This is a genomic window from Microvirga aerophila, assembly GCF_003332305.1.
In the GTDB taxonomy this organism is placed as follows: domain Bacteria; phylum Pseudomonadota; class Alphaproteobacteria; order Rhizobiales; family Beijerinckiaceae; genus Microvirga; species Microvirga aerophila.
The window spans coordinates 14,171-31,558 of record NZ_QOIO01000020.1 but is presented as its reverse complement, the minus strand read 5'-3'; the positions used below and the strand labels follow the sequence as shown (position 1 = coordinate 31,558).

The 17,388-nt window shown below is 56.2% G+C and carries 13 protein-coding genes; all 13 read right to left on the bottom strand.

Annotation, left to right across the window (positions count from 1 at the left end):
- Positions 1-33: 33 nt before the first annotated feature.
- Complete coding sequence (locus DRB19_RS12375) at positions 34-777, bottom strand: haloacid dehalogenase type II (protein WP_114186344.1); 744 nt, start codon at positions 775-777, stop codon at positions 34-36.
- A gap of 244 nt (positions 778-1,021) precedes the next feature.
- Positions 1,022-1,966, bottom strand: coding sequence for a bifunctional Delta(1)-pyrroline-2-carboxylate/Delta(1)-piperideine-2-carboxylate reductase (gene lhpI, locus DRB19_RS12370; protein ID WP_245439458.1), 945 nt, complete (start codon positions 1,964-1,966; stop codon positions 1,022-1,024).
- Positions 1,967-1,969: 3 nt separating this feature from the next.
- Positions 1,970-3,529: an FAD-dependent oxidoreductase gene (locus DRB19_RS12365; protein ID WP_162815675.1), complete on the bottom strand. Its 1,560-nt coding sequence runs from the start codon at positions 3,527-3,529 to the stop codon at positions 1,970-1,972.
- A gap of 53 nt (positions 3,530-3,582) precedes the next feature.
- A complete protein-coding gene (locus DRB19_RS12360) occupies positions 3,583-5,319 on the bottom strand; it encodes an ABC transporter ATP-binding protein (protein ID WP_114186342.1) in 1,737 nt (578 codons plus the stop codon).
- On the bottom strand, positions 5,319-6,155 hold the full coding sequence (locus DRB19_RS12355; RefSeq protein ID WP_114186341.1) for an ABC transporter permease: 837 nt from the start codon (positions 6,153-6,155) through the stop codon (positions 5,319-5,321). Before DRB19_RS12355 ends, DRB19_RS12360 begins: the two co-directional genes overlap by 1 nt.
- A 1-nt stretch (position 6,156) precedes the next feature.
- The gene (locus DRB19_RS12350; RefSeq protein WP_114186340.1) at positions 6,157-7,119 is read right to left on the bottom strand and encodes an ABC transporter permease; all 963 of its coding nucleotides are present in this window, start codon (positions 7,117-7,119) and stop codon (positions 6,157-6,159) included.
- A 48-nt stretch (positions 7,120-7,167) separates the two neighbouring features.
- The gene (locus tag DRB19_RS12345) at positions 7,168-8,766 is read right to left on the bottom strand and encodes an ABC transporter substrate-binding protein (RefSeq protein WP_114186339.1); all 1,599 of its coding nucleotides are present in this window, start codon (positions 8,764-8,766) and stop codon (positions 7,168-7,170) included.
- A gap of 457 nt (positions 8,767-9,223) precedes the next feature.
- Positions 9,224-10,387 carry a mandelate racemase/muconate lactonizing enzyme family protein gene (locus tag DRB19_RS12340; RefSeq protein ID WP_114186338.1) on the bottom strand — a complete coding sequence of 388 codons (1,164 nt, stop codon included), beginning with the start codon at positions 10,385-10,387 and terminating at the stop codon, positions 9,224-9,226.
- 43 nt (positions 10,388-10,430) lie between these two features.
- Positions 10,431-12,461: an NADH:flavin oxidoreductase gene (locus DRB19_RS12335; protein WP_114186337.1), complete on the bottom strand. Its 2,031-nt coding sequence runs from the start codon at positions 12,459-12,461 to the stop codon at positions 10,431-10,433.
- Positions 12,458-13,240 (bottom strand): adenine nucleotide alpha hydrolase family protein, encoded by a 783-nt coding sequence (locus DRB19_RS12330; RefSeq protein WP_114186336.1) that lies wholly within the window; start codon positions 13,238-13,240, stop codon positions 12,458-12,460. Before DRB19_RS12330 ends, DRB19_RS12335 begins: the two co-directional genes overlap by 4 nt.
- Positions 13,237-14,481 carry an electron transfer flavoprotein subunit alpha/FixB family protein gene (locus tag DRB19_RS31860; RefSeq protein ID WP_114186335.1) on the bottom strand — a complete coding sequence of 415 codons (1,245 nt, stop codon included), beginning with the start codon at positions 14,479-14,481 and terminating at the stop codon, positions 13,237-13,239. Before DRB19_RS31860 ends, DRB19_RS12330 begins: the two co-directional genes overlap by 4 nt.
- Positions 14,478-16,370, bottom strand: a complete 1,893-nt coding sequence (locus DRB19_RS12320) for a DUF3483 domain-containing protein (RefSeq protein WP_245439455.1) — start codon at positions 16,368-16,370, stop codon at positions 14,478-14,480. Before DRB19_RS12320 ends, DRB19_RS31860 begins: the two co-directional genes overlap by 4 nt.
- Before the next feature lie 223 nt (positions 16,371-16,593).
- The gene (locus tag DRB19_RS12315) at positions 16,594-16,863 is read right to left on the bottom strand and encodes a hypothetical protein (protein WP_114186334.1); all 270 of its coding nucleotides are present in this window, start codon (positions 16,861-16,863) and stop codon (positions 16,594-16,596) included.
- Between the last annotated feature and the right edge of the window lie 525 nt (positions 16,864-17,388).

Sequence of the window (17,388 nt, the reverse complement as noted above, 5' to 3'; positions counted from 1 at the left end):
AAGGCCGTCTGTGGGCATTGATAATGCCGGCGCTTAATCAGGAACAGATCTTGTGTTGGTCCCAAGTTGCTCCTGATGGGCCTTGGCCAGCTCGCCCATACTTGTAAATTTGAAATCAAACTTTGGCATCTCGCCGGGGTTCATCGTTGCACCAAAGCCCGCATCCTTATGGCGGCGGTAGATCCAGCAGGACGCAAGCCCTATACTATTCGCTGGTTTATGATCGTGGAACATGCTTTCAGCGGTGTGGAGAATATCGCTCTTGCCGGCTCCCATTCCACTAAGCTTATCGAGCATATACACAAAGTTACCTAAACTCGGCTTATAGGCGCCGATATCCTCCGCCGTGTAAACTGCGTCAAACTCAATCTGAAGGCGCTTGTTGCTATAGCTGAACGTCTCATTGTCAACGTTCGACAGGATCACGAGCTTATAAAATTTTTTGAGGTACTGGAGCACGTCAGCCGAATCGCTGAAAGCGGGCCAGTCACGGACGGACTGACCATAAGCGGCGCAGTCTTCGTGCGATACCGAAACTCCCCACTCCTCGGCGAGACGCTTGTAGACGATGGCAAGGAGCTCCCGATATTTCTTTGTTGGGGTCTGGAGTTGCTGAGAAGCTTCATGGCGCGCATGAGCCTCCAGAATTTCATTGCGTGTCAATGGGCGCCTCACCTTACTGGTAAGTGGCGTAAGCGCTTCAACCATCCCACTTTCCCAATCGATCAGTGTGCCATAGCAGTCGAAGGTAAGGACTTTAAAATCCGTCAGACGCATTTGGAGGCTCCTGATATTAAGCACGCAGCTGCCATAGCAGGTGCGTACAGTTGATCGTCTCATCATCAGTGAAGCCCTTCGCCAAGCTGGTGGCGCCTAACATGACGATGAGCGAACCCTCATATCCCGCCAGCTCTGAATAGCACTTCATTGACTCAACCAGCTACCTAGGTGCGCAGGACTTGCGCCTCCTTGACTGGCTGGTTCCCGAGATATGATCTGCTTCCAGTGTATCCCATACTAGTTAGCCGAGACGCTGCATCAGGTGATGAGCAACGAAAAGGTCAAGATGGCCGGCACCCGCATTCTTGTACATGGTAATCTCGCTGGCGGACACACGGCCAGTGTGGTGTCCATGACAGAGCGCGAACAAATCCGCCTGGATATCATTCTTCGAGATTACTCCACGTCCCATAGGATCTATGAACTCCCCTGTGCGCTCGAGGCAGCCGTATGTATCGACGAATAGCAAAGCCCGCTTCAACATCTCGTCATTTCCCTCCCGCATGGATGGGGTAAACGATCCCACAAGGTCCACGTGAGTGCCTGGCTTAACAAGCTCACCTTTGACCAAGGGCTCTTCTGCCATTGTCGCGCTTGATATGATGTCTGCGGCACCGATGGCACCCTCGAGATCCACAGTCGCCTCGGCATCAATCCCGTCCGCCTGCAACTGCGCTGAGAGCGCCTCCGCTCGCTGAAAGGTGCGGTTCCAGATGCGTACACGCCGGATGGATGGACGAACACTCATGTGAGCCCGAATGAGATAAGGTGCTAATGCTCCGGCACCGACCATGAGAAGCGTCTCAACGTCATCTCGTGCGAGATAGCTCGCTCCAAGGGCAGAGTTGGCTGCCGTTTTGCGGAAGATCAGCGCCTCGCCGTCGATGATCGCCTGAGGCGCGCCTGTAATCGGATGGAAAACAATATAGATTGCATTGACTGTTGGAAGTCCGCGATGCTCCACGTTTCCAGGAAATGAGGTAACCAGCTTAACGCCGATAGCCTTACCCGGTTGCCAAGTTGGAATCGCGAGAAGTATGTTCGGCTGTCCCTCCGTCCGTGTCTCCTCGAGCGTGACACGCCCGGTTTTTGGGACCTCACCGCGATGGGCTTCACGGAGCGCAGCGATTGTGCTCGTCCAATCAAGAACACTGTGAACGGTTTCAGGGTCAATATAGCGCATCATGGATCAACCCTGAACCGGCGCTGGCCAAGAAGGGTTGAAGTTCTCCTGTACGAAATGGGTATAGTTCGAAACCTCTGCCGTTACTCGCTCCTCGTCCCAATCGAGAATATCAGCCACAGCCTCTGCTGCGTGTCGTGCTGAGGAGAGTCCCATGCCAATGTTCCAACCAAGCGGCACCCGGCGGAATAGCAGATCAACAAGCGTCTCAACATGCTCGTGAGCGGCTGCATGACGCAGATCGGCAACCTTCACCCCTGGAAAATCATAATCGATGGGAGGTGAATTTTGATTCTCTGGGAAGAGCTTCGCCTCATAAGATAGAGGCTTTTCCTTTTGTGATGGGCGAAGCATCTGCTTGACCTTCCTCGCGATTGCTCGTCCGGCGTGGCGGTGCAGCATGATGGGAGTTCCAGTGAGTGTCAGTGCATTTGGCATACCATCGCCTTCCATGTCATGAATGGTAAGCGACTTGACCCCCTCATGCCCTGTGCTTGCCGTCCGTGGCCGCACACCAGACCAAGTGTAAACGACATCCTCTCGGCTCAGCGCCAGGCTCGGAAACAATTTGTTCGCCTCGTTGAGGATGAACTCAACTTCTTCGGGCAGAACGCGGACGTCCTCGGGATTACCGTCGAAGACAGCTTCGGTCGGGCCGAAGAAATGGTACTTACCCCAAGGCATGCAGTAGAATGGTTGCCCGATGCTACTGATCGTCTCCATTCCTAATCCATGACACTCGTCGGGCAGTTTCACCATGACGTTAACGCCCTTGATGCCTACAAGGCGCTTACGGGGGTTCTGCACTGCCTGACCGTTGACTTGGTCTGCCCAAGGGCCCGCCGCATTGATCAGGATAGACGCCCGAACCTGTACGGTGGATCCCGGCTCCCGCATGTCTTCGAGTGTGACCAGCCAGGAGCGACCCGGTAACGGCTCCAGTTTTACCGCCTTGGTATAGTTACGGACGGTCGCGCCACATTGCTCGGCGTCGAGAACGGTGTCCAGACAGATCCGCTCCGCCCAATTATATTGATACTCCGTGAAAACGCCGACACTGTCCAAACGGCTCTGATCCATCAGTTGGACTAATCCGAACTGCCGAGCCGCGGCTTTTGCGGGCAGCCGGCGGTAGTTGAGCGGCGCGTCGCGGGAGCCGAACAAGCCGAGTGCTCGGTATCCGAGGTCGACCTTCCAGCCCGGATACATTCTGTCGCGGAAAACAGGGAAAAAGAAGGTATGTTTGTTCAGCCGCTCTGGCATGGTTTTCATAAGCTGCGTGCGGCATTCCATTGCAAGCTTGGCCATCCTGACGCGTGTCAGGAGATCTCGCGGCCGATAGGCAAAGCGCCAAAGTTCGTAATCCGGAGAAAAGTACGCAAGACCGCAATAGAGCAGACGACTTGAGCGGCTGCTGGTTCCGCTTGCAAAATCTCCACCCTCGACGAGAAGAGTACTATAGCCTTGAGATGCTAGATGCTGAGCAGAACTCGCACCTGCTGCGCCCCCGCCAATGACAATGGCGTCGTAAGAACGTTGCTCAAGACTCAACAGTGGTGCTCGCATGATCATCTCTTCCACACCGGACCCATACGGGAGACCGGACGTTGGCAGCCGCCCTAGGGTCCCGTCGTGATAGCCAGCGCGTTACCGACGCCGTCAGAGGCGAGAGCCTGCGAACTACGGTCGGCTTCGAGCGCATGCCGAAGCCGGTTGCGTGTGGCGACAGCCTCCTCGAGCCATCCAGGACGCGCCTGCGGAACCGAGCTAACGAGGAGTTGCGTATATGGATTTTGCGGTGCGGAGAGAACAGCCTGTGTTGAGCCACTCTCCACAATCCGACCATGACGTAGAACCGTGACCTCTTGGGCAAGGGCAGACACCGTGGCGAGATCATGACTGATGAAGATAATCCCGAGCCCAAGTTCTTTACTCAGGCTCTCCACCAACCGAATGATAGACTCTGCTACGATCGTATCGAGCGCAGAAGTGATTTCGTCGCAGATCAGAACCTCCGGCTCCGCGGCGAGGGCCCGAGCAAGATTTACACGCTGCTTTTCGCCACCAGAGAGTTGGCTCGGCAGGCGATTGGCATATTCCGGCGGAAGCTGCACCATCTTCAGCAATTCCGCTACACGAGTCTCTCGCGCGCTACCCGACGTTCCATGGAAGAATTTCAAGACCCGCCCAAGGATACGGCCTACGCTGTGTTTCTGGTTCAATGCCGTATCTGCGGACTGAAAGACGAGCTGAATGCGTCGGCGCTCAGAAACTGTCCGGTTCTCAACAGAACCAGCAAGTCTCTTGCCATCCATATAGATCTCGCCCCGTGCAGCAGGATGCAGGCCAGCGATAACACGCGCAAGTGTGCTCTTACCGGAGCCAGATTCACCAATGACCGCTACTATCTCACCCTTACGGAGATTGAGACTGATGTCGTTCAGCGTTGTGACAGAAGGGCTGCCATCCGTGACCTTGCCGAAGCCCGCCACCACCTTTTGAACTGCCAAGAGCGGTGCTTTCTCCGGGCCGGGTGCTGGCGCAACAGAGCCTCCCCGGCTCGTCGGGCTGATCGTCATGTGCTTGCTCGCCGCGACGAGTTCCTTCGTATAAGCATCCTTTGGTGACTCCAGAATGTCACGAGCTGTCCCGAATTCAATCATTCGGCCTGAGCGTAGTACTGCTATCTTCGTGGCGATTTGAGAGACGACGGCGAGATCATGACTGACGAACAGGGCGGCTGTGTTGTTGTCAGCGATTCCTTGTTTCAGCGCCCGAAGCACCTCTACCTGAGTTGTCACATCGAGTGCGCTGGTTGGTTCATCGCAGACAAGAAGGAGAGGCGATTCCTGAAGACCCATCGCGATCATGAAACGCTGAAGCTGCCCTCCTGAAACTTGATGTGGGAAACGTGAGCCGACCAAGTCAGGGTTTGGCAGATCGAGGCGACCGTAAAGACGGTGAGCCGTTTGAATGGCTTCTTTGTGCGAACGGCTCCTATGCACCCGAGATACTTCGGTGATTTGTGCATCAAGGCGCATGCGCGGGTTAAACGCCGCCGCGGCACTTTGAGCGATATAGGCGATGGCCCGACCTCTGAGAGACCTCAACATCCGCGGCGCGGCGCGGAGCATTTCAGTGCCGTCAAGCGTGACGCTGCCATTCTGGACCCTCAGCCCAGGTCGCAGGTGACCAAGTGCTGCCAATGCGAGCGTGGTTTTGCCAGATCCCGACGCGCCGATCAAAGCTAATACTTCGCCTCGCTCGACCGAGATCGAAATTCCGTCGACAACAGGACGCCCACCGGCCATTGGCTCGACAACCAAATCTTGGATATTGAGGACGGAACTGGTCATCAGGCACCCTTCTTCTGAAGCTGTTGCTCCCCGATGTTGTCAACCAGGAGATTGAGAGCAATCGACGTTACTGCGATTGCCATGGCTGGAAATATCGGAGCAAGCGAGCCCCCGGCCAACCCTCCCAAATTCTCACGTACCAGACCGCCCCAATCGGCGAGCGGCGGCTGTACGCCCAAGCCTAGGAAGCTAAGACTGCTCATAAAGAGAATAGCGAAGCTCATGCGGATAGCGAAGTCGGCGGCTAATGGCTGAGCTACGTGTGGAAAGATCTCTGAGAACAATATCCAGCCAGGTCCTTCTCCGCGGGATTTCGCGACTTTGATGAAGTCCATTCCGACCAAGTCGCTCCCAAGCGCTCTCGCGATGCGGAACACCCCGGCTGCGTAGACAACAGCAGCCAACATGACGATGACTAAGACGGAGGAACCGAGAGCTGCCACGATAACAAGGCCCACGATAATTTTGGGAAGTGACAGGATCAGGTCCGCTATCCGGCTGATCACGGCATCAACCCATCCTCCCCGTAGAGCGGCTAAAAGCCCTAAGCAGTCGCCTAGGAGGTGAGCCAGGACAGTGGCCACAAGGGCCATGACCAGAGTCGTGCGTGTACCGTCTATAAGACGTGAGAGCAGATCCCGCCCTAGATAGTCGGAGCCAAGCCAAATCCCGACCTGCGGCCTCCCGAAAGGCTCGTCTGTGACGAACTCTGTTGGATCATGCGGCACAATCCAAGGGCCGAAGATAGCCACAAGTGCACAGATCCCAATGATGAGAATGCTGAACCAGAGAGTAAGCCTGATCCCCCGGCGCTGGACTGCAGCAACATTGAGCATGTTACAGTTTCTCCATGGCTGCCTGAGCGTTTGAACGCGGATCGTAAAGATGGGCTAGAATATCAGCGACGAGGATCATGATCACGTAAGTAGCGCAGAAGATTAAAGCGCAGGCCTGAACGACTGGAAGATCACGGGCCTGAACCGCATTGATCATAAGACCAGCTAGGCCGGGATAAGCGAAAATGGTCTCGACCACAACGACCCCGCTGACCAAGTACGCTATGTTGAGGGCGACTATGTTTGCAAGTGGGCCGACGGCATTGATAAGTGCGTGCACCCCTACAATTCTTCGGGATGGAACACCCTTCAGAACCGCCATTTCCACGAATGGTTGGGTGAGTAAGTTAGCGATAATTGCTCGCGTCATACGTGCAATCTGCGCCGTCACAACAATGACGAGGGTGAGGACCGGCAAAAACAGAGCTCGGGCAGTCTGAGAAAAGCCGGATCCAGGGCTAAGGTAGGCGACTGCCGGCAGCCAGCGGAGCTGCACAGCGAACAGGAGAACGGCAAGACTGCCTATCAGGAATTCCGGCGTAGCCGAGAGGCCGAGCACAACGATCGAGGCGCTGCGGTCCCAGGTGCGTCCAGCCCCAACGGCCATCAAAAGACCGAGGACAAGCGCAAGAGGCACGGCGACGACGGTCGTTACGAGAGCGAGGAGACCTGTGTTCCAAAGCCGCTCCGAAAGCATTGTCGCTACTGGCGTCTTCGTCGTGATCGACTGCCCCCAGTCGCCTTGCAGGATGCCGACCAGCCAACTGAGGTACCGCTCATAGGCAGGGCGGTCGAGGCCCAGCTCCAGGCGAAGCGCTCGGACATTATCCTCTGTAGCGAACTGTCCGAGCGCAACTTGAGCAACATCACCAGGCAGGATTTCGCACCCGATGAATACAAGAATAGAGACGGCGAGTAGCAACACGATAGTTTGAAGAACCCGCTTCAGGATGAACGAAAGCAAATTCTGACCCCCCTTATATCATTCTGCCAACACGCCGTCTGGTTCAGATCAGCCTTCGAGCCAGATGCGATCCGTGAAGTTGAAGCCGCCGAGACTGCCAACAGGAATAGGCGTCAGGCCCTTGATCTTGTTCGAAACGCCGTCGACATAGTTAAGGAAGCAGGGAAGAACCATTGCTCCTGAGTTATAGATGATCGCCTGGATCTCATCATATTGCTGCTTGCGTTTCGCCGGATCCAGCGTTGCACGCGAGTCTATGATAAGCTTCTCGAGGTTATCATTCTCATAGTGCGAGAAATTCCACACCGCTCCTTTGCGCCATGCAAGGTTAAGCAGCATGTTGTAGGTTGGACGCGGGTGGAAATTCGTCGCGAAGTATGGACGCTTTCCTGCGACAGCGCTCCAATAGCTGTCTGCCGGCTCACGCCGGAGCTCAAGGTTGAGGCCGGCTCGCGAGGCCTCCCGCTGCATCAACTGCCCGATATCGACACTGTAAAGTACACCGTCGCTTACCGACACTTCGATTTTCGCTTGGCCGACGCCAGACTTCTGGAGGTGGAACTTTGCCTTGTCGGTATCGAGTGTTCGCTGCGGGAGCGCTGAGTTGAAATATGGGCTCTTCGGGCCGATTGGATGATCGTTGGCAATGGTCCCGTAGCCACGTAGCACCGTATCCAGGACACGCTTACGATCAACGAGGTAGGCCAAGGCCAGATTCAAATCTTGATTGTTGGATGGAGCGCGATCAACTGCCGCCTGGATTGCGGTGTAGCGTGTGCTCGGCGTCACAAAGACGCTTGCGTTACTGGACTTCGCAACCTCTTCGATGCCGCTGCCACGCAGCTCGATGATCATGTCAACATCCCCAGAGAGCAGCGCGTTCGCGCGTGCCGCAGCATCCGGGATGAAGAATATTTCGAACTGGTCGATGTAAGGACGGCCTTCCTTCCAGTAGGTGGGGTTCCGCACCAAGACTGTACGTATGCCTGGCTGAAACTCTTTCACCACGAAGGGGCCAGTCCCGATCGGCTTCGCAAAATCGTATGTACCCTTCTTCACGATAGCGAACTGGAAGATACCTACAAGGACAGGCAGATCAACGTCCGGAGTCTCCAACTCAATCACCATTGTGTCGGGACCGTCGGCAGCAACGGACTTGATGTTGCCCACAAGTTGCTTCGCACTTGAGGCTACCTTCTCTTCCTTGTGACGCAGGATAGAGAATGCAATATCATCTATACTCAGCTTAGTGCCGTCACTAAACATGATACCTGGGCGGATCTTGAAAGCCCACCGGGTCGCGTTCTCGTTCGGCTCCCAGGAACGAGCAACCTCAGGCTGAGGATTGCCCTGCTCATCAAGCCGGGTCAAATAGCTGAAGACGCTTGTGCCACGGATGTAATCGTCGCCTTTTACATACTTGGCAGAGTCGAACGTGTCGTTTGTGCTCTGCTGGTTCGCGGCAAGACGCACCGTACCACCACGCGTCGGCGCAGCTAATGCCGAGCCGATGATCGGCAGCCCACTTGCTGCAATCATGCTGCTCGACAAAAGGCCCATATTGAACATGCGGCGGCTTACATGCGGCAAGCCGGCTCCCGTTTCTGCATGGCCATTTTGTTTGGCTTTGTCTGTTTCATCGGACATGTGCGATCTCCTGCCTCGGTTGAATGGGCTCCGCTGTTCCGCGCGGTACTCTGGTTTTGTTGCGGACGATTGTCTGAGTTTCAGTAGTCAAGTGCCAAACGGCTATGGTTCTCATAGATATGATTTTTCAGCATATAACAATTTCGTTTTTTACCCGTGTCAAGTAAAATTGCACTTGTTATACTCTAGCGGCGCGGCCAAATACATTACGCCCCCCAAGTCAAGGCGATTTAAACTGACACGGATTTCGTTACATGCATCTTTCAAGTGCATCCGGGGCAGTTTTTCAGCATAGATCGATAGTAATAAATTTCAGCCAAGGCTCATTTCACTTCCTCGGGACCCGAGGAGCGGAAGCGGCATATCCCGGGAGATGTCGACAGCGTGGGGAGAAGATCATTGAGGTCTGAGTTGATCGGTGCTTTGATGCGCAACCTCCTCGGCTGAAAAACTAAGCTTAATCATGCGTACATTCCGCCCAGGTGAATCGGCTCAATGCCTCGCGGCGCAGCGAGACTCCATAGCCCGGAGTGTCAAGGACCGGGATGTAGCCGTCCCTTACAGAGGGCTCGAGAGGGTTCTCCAAGACGTCGAAGTGTCCTTGGGTGCGCGACCAGTACGGAAAATGTTCCTGTATGTAAAAATTTGGAATGGATGCGCTGAAATGCATCCCCACCGCAGTCGACAGTGCACTCGCGCAGATATGCGGCTGGACCTTGAGGCTATAAGCCTCTGCCATTGCGGCAATTTTTTTGGCTTCGAAGATACCGCCAGTGTTACCGATGTCGGGTTGTAGAATATCGGCCGCACGAGATTCCATTATGTCGCGGAAGCCGTAGCGGGTGTAGATCCGCTCACCCACCGCAATCGGGATACTTATGCTGGCCGCGATCTTGCGCAACGCGCCTGGATCGAATGGATCTGCGGGCTCCTCAACGTAGGTAACTCCGATCTCTTCAATCTCGTGGCAAAAACGGATCGTCTCGTCAGGTGTAAGGCCGCCACTCAGGTCGAGCATGATCTCAACGTTCGGGCCAATCGCCTTCCGTACGTCTGCGATCGTGTTTACAGCCGCCGCGCGAATTGTCCTATCGCTGGAGCGGCGGGCGGGGTGGCGAAGCCGCCCATCTTCAAGGATGGTCGCGAAGGGATAAAATTTGATCGCGCTGTATCCGTCCGCCACTGTCCTTTCAGCCGCATTTGGAAGGTCCGCGTTGCTCCGGCAGCCAAAGTACCAGCCGTTTGCATAGGATCGCAACTGGTCGCGCAACTTCCCGCCGAGAAGCTCGTAGACCGGTACGTTCAACGCCCGCGCCTTGATATCCCACAGGGCTTGCTCAATGGCGCTGATCGCGGCGAATACGATCGGCCCTCCGCCCTTCGCCCAGAAGGAATGATCGTACATCTCGGACCATATCCGCTCGATCTCGAATGGATTCTTGCCGACGACGTAGCGCTCGCTCAGGTCCTTCAACATGCCAGCTGCAGCTGTGCCGCCGGCCCCATAGGCAATTGCCGCCTCCCCGAGTCCGACGATATTCTCGTCGGTCGAAAGCTCAACGACAACCGGGCGAATTCCGCCGCTCTCGATCAGATAGATGCGAACTGATTTTATCTTCATGGCTGCCTAATTTTTCCTGACCTCAAGGTGCTTGGTGATTTGATCAGAAATCCTTGCAAAGCCTGACTGAGTCATAGACGGCAGCATGAATGTTACGACCTGCGACCGCATCACCGACCCGAAACAGTTGGAACCGTGCTTCTGGGTTGTTGGTGATGTCTTGCGGGCGCCCGGCGATGAGCGCGTCAATATCAACCTCTCCGAGATTGCGAGAGCGGGGTCTCAAGTCGTCATAGAGTCCGACGTCGGGCAATGTTCCCTGCTCAATAACGATTTGGTCAACCGCCCGCTCTTCTTCTTCGCCGGTAAAGACATTGGCAAGGACAGCAATTCTCTTGTTTCCTTCCAAATAGATTCGCTTGAGCGTGCGATCAGGAGTGAAGACCACATCGTGCTTGTAGGTCTCTCGCAAGAAGATCGGGAGGTTTGCTTTGGAAACCTCCTCACCTGGGTATTTATCGTAAGTTGACAGCTCGACCACCGCTCCCCGCTTCGCAGCGAATTCCGCACAAGAGATAGCAGGCTCGTAGCCGCTGTCGTCCCAAATGAGGACGTTTTCCGCCAGCTCGACGCTCCCGGTCAGGATATCCCATGTACTGATAGCATGTTCCCTCCCCTCGACGCCGTCGAAGTTGGGGCGACCACCTGTGGCGATCACGACGACGTCTGGTTCAAGCGCCTCGATATCCGCGGCCGTGGCCTTGTGGCCCATTCGGACATTAACACCGGAGCGCTTGACCTGTCCCTCCAGCCAGCGGGCGATATTGGCGAGGCCCTCTCGCCAAGTTGCCTTGGCGGCAATATTGATCTGCCCGCCGAGCTGTTCTCCAGCCTCAAACAGGATTACCTCGTGACCTCGCTGCGCAGAAACGCGCGCAGCCTCCAGGCCGGCAGGCCCTCCACCCGCGACGACGACACGACGTTTAATCAATGATTTTGGAATGGTATGCGGGATTGAGCCTTCGCGTCCGGTCGCCGCATTATGCAGGCACACGGCCCCGCGTCCGGAAAGACAGAATGAGGCGCCGACACATGGCCTAATGTCGTCAACTCTCCCTTCCATCATCTTGTTGACGATATGCGGGTCGGCGATATGGGCGCGGGTCATGGCGACCATGTCTACATGGCCTTCCTCAATCGCTCGCGTAGCCGTTGCGAGGTCGGTAATGCGAGTGGCATGGAACACCGGGATGTCGATCTCGGCCTTGATCGCGCTCGCCATATAGAGGAAGGGAGCAGAGGGTGTGATCATATTAGGCAGATACTTTGCATAATTGATCATGTCATTGAGCTGGCCTGGCAACACGTTCACAAAGTCCAGCATTCCGGAACCGACATAGCGCCTTGCAATGTCCAGACAGTCCTCCGCTGTCAGACCTCCTTCGATCATTTCATCGCCGGAGAGGCGCATCCCCACGATATAGTCGTCGCCAACCTGCTTGCGCACCTCCTCAAGCACCTCGAAGCCGAAGCGCATGCGGTTCTCAAGACTTCCGCCGTACTGATCTGTCCGCTGGTTAATCATCGGGGACCAGAATTGGTCGATGAGGTGCTGAGCGCTAGCCATCACCTCGATACCGTCAAGCCCCCCTTCCTTGCACCGACGCGCCGCCTGACCGAATCCCTTGATGATGCGACGGATATCCCAGTCTTCTATCTCTCGTGAGACCGACCTGCTGTAATGCTCTCGCTTCGGAGTTGGCGCGACTGGAACGAGCCAGTTGGCCGAATCCCAGCGGGTGCGTCGACCCATGTGGGTCATCTGCACCATGAGCGTAGAGCCGTGCTTGTGAATACGATCTGCGAACTGCTGGAGATGCGGAATGATATCATCGCTTTCCAACGAGATCCCGTTCCAGAGTGCAGCCGGGCTATCCGGAGCAACGGACGATGACCCGCCGAACATTGTGAGGCCAATCCCACCCTTTGCTTTTTCTTCGTGATAGAGCTGAAGACGTTCTCCTGGGCGGCCGCCATCTGCAAAACGGTCAGCATGGCTCGTGCTCATAATCCGATTGCGGATCACAAGGTTCTTGATCTTCAGCGGCTTGAGAAGAGCGGAGTGGGCATTCATGAAGCAAGTTCCTTAGTTTGGCTGGCCTCGCGTGCCGGATCGAGGACAAAGCGCTCGCTGCGCAGGAAGCTGAGGATCGCGTGCGCCGCGGCCTCCGCATCTGGGTCCGTCAGCGTCATTCGATTCTGAGCCGACTGACTTTCCGAGGTGGGTCCAATTCGTTTCGGCCGTTTACGCGCTGGCCTCTCTGCAAGGGGCGGCAGCATAAGGTTTGGTGCGAGAGGCAGGCTTTCGGGGATGGCCACCTCCTTGATGACGCCGCGTCGTGCTGGGCCTTTTGCAATTTGACGCAAAGGTGGACCATGATGGCCGACGGTCACGACGGCCGGCCCGCTGACTTGAAGGACACGTCGCCTCGCACCAGGAACAGCCTGCAGGAGTTCTGTCCAATCCGTCCTGAATGTTACGGAAACGATTTCAGGCACGACAGGCATCGCTAGCCGATTGGCGATTGCGTAGGGGAGAAGACCACTTCCGTCCCCGATCTCGGCGCGCGCTCCTGTGAGCACCAAGCCAGGTTTTATGCGTGACAAGACAGACGCAATGGCCGGAGTCGGATCCTCGCCGCCTCCAACATTGAGATTGATAAGCTGGGGAAGTCCCATGCCGAGATATTCATGCAAAGCATCATGCGGGGCCCCAGCATGGAGGCCAATCACGGGCTTGCCTGTCCCCAGCACCATCGAAAGGGCGCGGGCGTCCCGCTCAGCGCGACGGGGGCGTCCCGACACCGGGTTTTGCCCAATTGACAGGAGAACAACAAGAGTATCCGCGCTCATCGGGTTTCCCTCAGAAGAGCCAAAAGCGACGGCATTACAGCCTGAGCATCTGCGATGATCGCGAGGTCTGCGCGCTTGATCATATCCGCATGGAGATCCGTGTTAACAGCGATCACCCGCTCACAGCGAGCGATGCCTTGGAGATGCTGCGGAGCTCCAGAAATCCCGAAGCTCAGGTAACACCGCGGACTGACCAAGGTGCCAGATGCTCCAACCTGCCGATGGCGTGGAAGGTGGTTTGCATCGCAGACTGCTCGGGTCCCGGCGATCGCAGCGTTCAGGACCTTCGCGAGTTCCGAGAAACTGTCCCAGTCCGAAACACCGTTCCCAGCGCTAATGATAAAATCTGCCTCCTGCAGAGGAACGGAGTATGGATCGACCGGTAATAGGCCATGATCCTGAACCGCTTCCTCGATGGCAGGCGGAGCGGGAACTGGAAGAACACGCGCCTCCCGACGAGGGCCCGGTTTTGGATCTGATACTTCCGGCGCCACAAGAACGACGGGAGCCATTGGAAGAGTCTGCTCCTTGCGTCCTCCATCCGATAGTCGGACCAGTTCGCCCCCCGAAATCCGAACCACTCCCGGGGCAATGTTAAGTGACTGCCGGGTTGCGATCAGGCGTCCCAGGTGCCCCCCGCCGAGGGGTGTGTCAGGAAGAACGATATGAGCTGGCTTACATTGCGCCAAAATGGACTCGACCAATGCGAGGCGCACCCCTGTGTCCGCGTCTGTACCCGGTAGCGGCACAAGACGATCAACACCGATAAGGCCGTAACCGGTGGCGTCCGCAGGAGCCAAAGCAATGACTCCACCATCCTTGTTGTCGGCTATCAGCCGCGCTGCGGCAATCGCGTCCCGATCGTGAGTTGTGAGGGTCCCAGAGGGTGTATCCGGAACCACCAGAACCCAGCACGAGGGAGCCTCGAGGCGCAATATTTCCGTTTCCGGCGAGCGGGATGTCGGAGCCCGGGAGGCAATTGCACCAGGATCCTCGCCGCGGCGGCCTTTGCGGAGATTCTTCTGGGGAGAGGACGTCGCAAAATCCGGCGATCGTGCCTGAAGGCCGGAACCGCTGAGTTGAACCGCAGGCCGCTGACGGCGGCGGTCACGTTCGGCGCGGGGGTTCCGACGGAGAGATTGTGCCTCAGCCGGGGCCGCGGCCTCCTTCCGGTACCGCCGAAGATCGCGTTCAACTCGCGGGTCCCTGCGGAGGGGATTTTGAGGCTCATCATCTCTCATGAGGAGCGTCTTTCTACGGCTTCCAGGAGGATCTCGCTTAACTCCCGAACCAGCGGCCTAGGCTGTGTCACCCCCTCCAGCATTGTCGTGCAGTTCGGACAAGCGACTACGACTATCTCGGCTTCCGTTTCGCGCGCCTGCTCCATGCGCAGGTCAGGAATTCTCTGCTTCCCCTTGATGTCGGTGACCGGGCCACCTCCACCACCACCGCAGCAGAATGATTGACGTCCGTGCCGGGCCATTTCGACCCGCTCAACGCCAAGCTTGTCAATGAGAGCACGCGGGGCATCAATTTCGTTCAGATAGCGTCCAAGATAACAAGGATCGTGATAAGTCACCCGTCCGTTCAACTGTCCTTCGACAGAAAGGCGGCCTTCTCTGACTAATCCATCCAGAAAAGTCGTATGATGAAAGACCTGGTAATTTCCTCCGAGGGAAGGATAGTCGCGGGTAAGGCTATGGGCGACATGGGGATCAAGGGTCACAATCGAGCGAAAGGAATAGCGAGACAAAGTTGCTATATTTGCCTGCGCCAAGCGCAGGAACTCGATCTCGTCGCCAAGCCGGCGGGCCGCATCGCCGCAATCCCGTTCTTCTGCCAACACTGCGAAGTCAATTTGGGCGATGCGCAGGAGCTTGATGAACGCACGCAGGCTCCGCTGATTGCGCAGCTCATACCCGCCCTCCCCGATCCAGAGAAGAACCTCGACAGGATGCTGTTCCTTCATCAGCGGGAGGGCGAGATCGGCCGCGAAATCAAGGCGTGCGGGAAGAGGATTGCCAGATTGCGTATCGGTTTCGCGCAACGCATCAAACAGATCCCCAGCTTTGCCCGGGGTAGCTCCATGCTCAAGCGTTTCGAACCGTCTTAGAGCTATCATTCCATCAAGATGCTCGATCATCATCGGGCATGCGTCAACACATGCCCGACACGTGGTACATGCCCAAATCGTCTCCGGCGCAATTGAGGCCCCCTCCTCCCCGATCAGGATTGGGCCGGCTTGCTCTCGATGCTCCGGCAGACCGGGATGAGGGGAGCCGGCGTACTGAACAGGAGCATTAGAGCCGGCGATGTCGTTGACAAACTTCTTGGGATTGAGAGGAAGACCCGCCGCGAAGGCAGGACAGGCGGCTTCACATCGACCGCACTGCACGCAGCTGTCAAAACCGAGAAGCTCGTTCCAGGCGAAGTCTTCAACGCGATTAGCGCCCAGTTTTGGTGCATCGAGATCAATTTGTGCAAAGGCCGTATCGGCGGACTGCCCGTTGAAACGTCCTGGTCGAGGATGCCACGCCAGGTGAAGAGTCCCAGCCAATGCGTGTCGCATAGGCCCTTTCCCTGTAATCAACGCCAAGCCCGTCAAAGAGACCATTCCTGTGAGCAGCAGGATTATTCCACTCGGCGTGTTCCACGCCACCATTAGATCGGCAGCGCTAGAAATTCCGACACCCATAAAGAAGATGTTGGCGAGGCCGAGGAGCCAAGGAAGACTGTAGTAAAGGCCGCCCGAAAGGTATGATGGTTTTCGGGGTGAGCGGCGGGCGAAAGCAAATGTGGCCCCCGCGATACCAGACATCCCCGATAAGGCGATCACTACAGCGGCGACGTGGCCGTTCAAGAGACCAGCCGCGGCTAGGAGCCCGAGGATACCCGTAAGCAGGAATCCGCCAGCCGCGAAGGTATGCATGCGTGCGGCAATGGGCCTGCGATCGACAATGGCATGAACGTCGACGAGATAACGACGAGGTACATTCAACAGGTCGGAAATGCGCACGGGCGCATTCACCCGCCCCCTCCTCCAGGCATGAGCCCGGGTCGACAGGGTTCCCACCGCAACGACAGTGGCCAAACCAACAACAACTAGTGGAGGGAGAGTAGAGACAATCACAGACAATTCCTTACATCTAGTTCTCAGCCATGATGGTTGAGCTTTAACTTACTTCCCCCAGCTCCATGTTTCGATCTTCCACCGATCTGGCTCCATTTAACCACGTTCCAGTACTTTCTTTGGAGATGGATCACATGACCAAACCTTTTCAGAGGAGGTGACTCTGGGAAAGATTGCCTTGACGTGCTGGCACCTAGGCAGATCGATCGCACGCCAGCAACAATCAGCTGATATGGACCTGGCCCAACAGCATACCTGCTGCCTGCAGCTGAACTTTTATGCCTGAAAGGTCACCCTCGTATTCCCATATCTGAACTGTGTCGTGAGGGCATTCGATAAAAAAGTAATCTTCAGTAAACGATAATATTCTTTCGACCTTTATGACCTTTTCGACGAAATCGCGAGCAGGCAAATCATCGATGATGATTTGTCTTTGATCATCATAACCGTGATACACCTTAACTGGACGAACCCGCGCGGTGATAAAACTCATTGCTATACCTCCAACTTCGATCAGGACTTCAGCATGATCAGCTACTTTCGATCCGCAGCGAGACGATGCGGCCATCGAACCAAGTGAGTATCAGCCGTGGGATGCCGCGCCTGCAGAAGCCTGCAGGCTGCCCGCCGGCCCAGACCCCGAAAGGTTGTCTCAGATGCGGCAGCCATGCGGAGAACACCAGAATTGCTGGGCAGATTGAGCCGAACTGCGCGTTGAAGATTATGGGATCGGCGGCCTTGCAGTACTTCCGGTACACGGCCAAGCCGGCAACCGGTTGAGGCCCCCTGCCGAACCTGCGGCCTCAATCCAACAATTGCTGTCAGGCGCTGATCGCTATGGTCAGCTCTGCCACATATATCCAAGCAGCCATTATGCAGGTCATTCAGTTGACTGTGAGAGCTGCGCATCATGCCATTCAGTTCGAGTAGCTGTTAGCCAGCGCAGTTAAAGCAACACTCCTGTTCTATTCAAAATCGAATGATCGGAGATCGTTATGCATTTTCCTTATACCGACAC

Coding starts and splice junctions, on each gene's coding strand:
- DRB19_RS12365 (WP_162815675.1), bottom strand. CDS start 3,529: ATGCGAGCACCACTGTTGAGTCTTGAGCAACGTTCTTACGACGCCATT.
- DRB19_RS12340 (WP_114186338.1), bottom strand. CDS start 10,387: ATGAAGATAAAATCAGTTCGCATCTATCTGATCGAGAGCGGCGGAATT.
- DRB19_RS31860 (WP_114186335.1), bottom strand. CDS start 14,481: ATGAGAGATGATGAGCCTCAAAATCCCCTCCGCAGGGACCCGCGAGTT.
- DRB19_RS12315 (WP_114186334.1), bottom strand. CDS start 16,863: ATGAGTTTTATCACCGCGCGGGTTCGTCCAGTTAAGGTGTATCACGGT.
- DRB19_RS12355 (WP_114186341.1), bottom strand. CDS start 6,155: ATGCTCAATGTTGCTGCAGTCCAGCGCCGGGGGATCAGGCTTACTCTC.
- DRB19_RS12360 (WP_114186342.1), bottom strand. CDS start 5,319: ATGACCAGTTCCGTCCTCAATATCCAAGATTTGGTTGTCGAGCCAATG.
- DRB19_RS12330 (WP_114186336.1), bottom strand. CDS start 13,240: ATGAGCGCGGATACTCTTGTTGTTCTCCTGTCAATTGGGCAAAACCCG.
- lhpI (WP_245439458.1), bottom strand. CDS start 1,966: ATGATGCGCTATATTGACCCTGAAACCGTTCACAGTGTTCTTGATTGG.
- DRB19_RS12335 (WP_114186337.1), bottom strand. CDS start 12,461: ATGAATGCCCACTCCGCTCTTCTCAAGCCGCTGAAGATCAAGAACCTT.
- DRB19_RS12345 (WP_114186339.1), bottom strand. CDS start 8,766: ATGTCCGATGAAACAGACAAAGCCAAACAAAATGGCCATGCAGAAACG.
- DRB19_RS12375 (WP_114186344.1), bottom strand. CDS start 777: ATGCGTCTGACGGATTTTAAAGTCCTTACCTTCGACTGCTATGGCACA.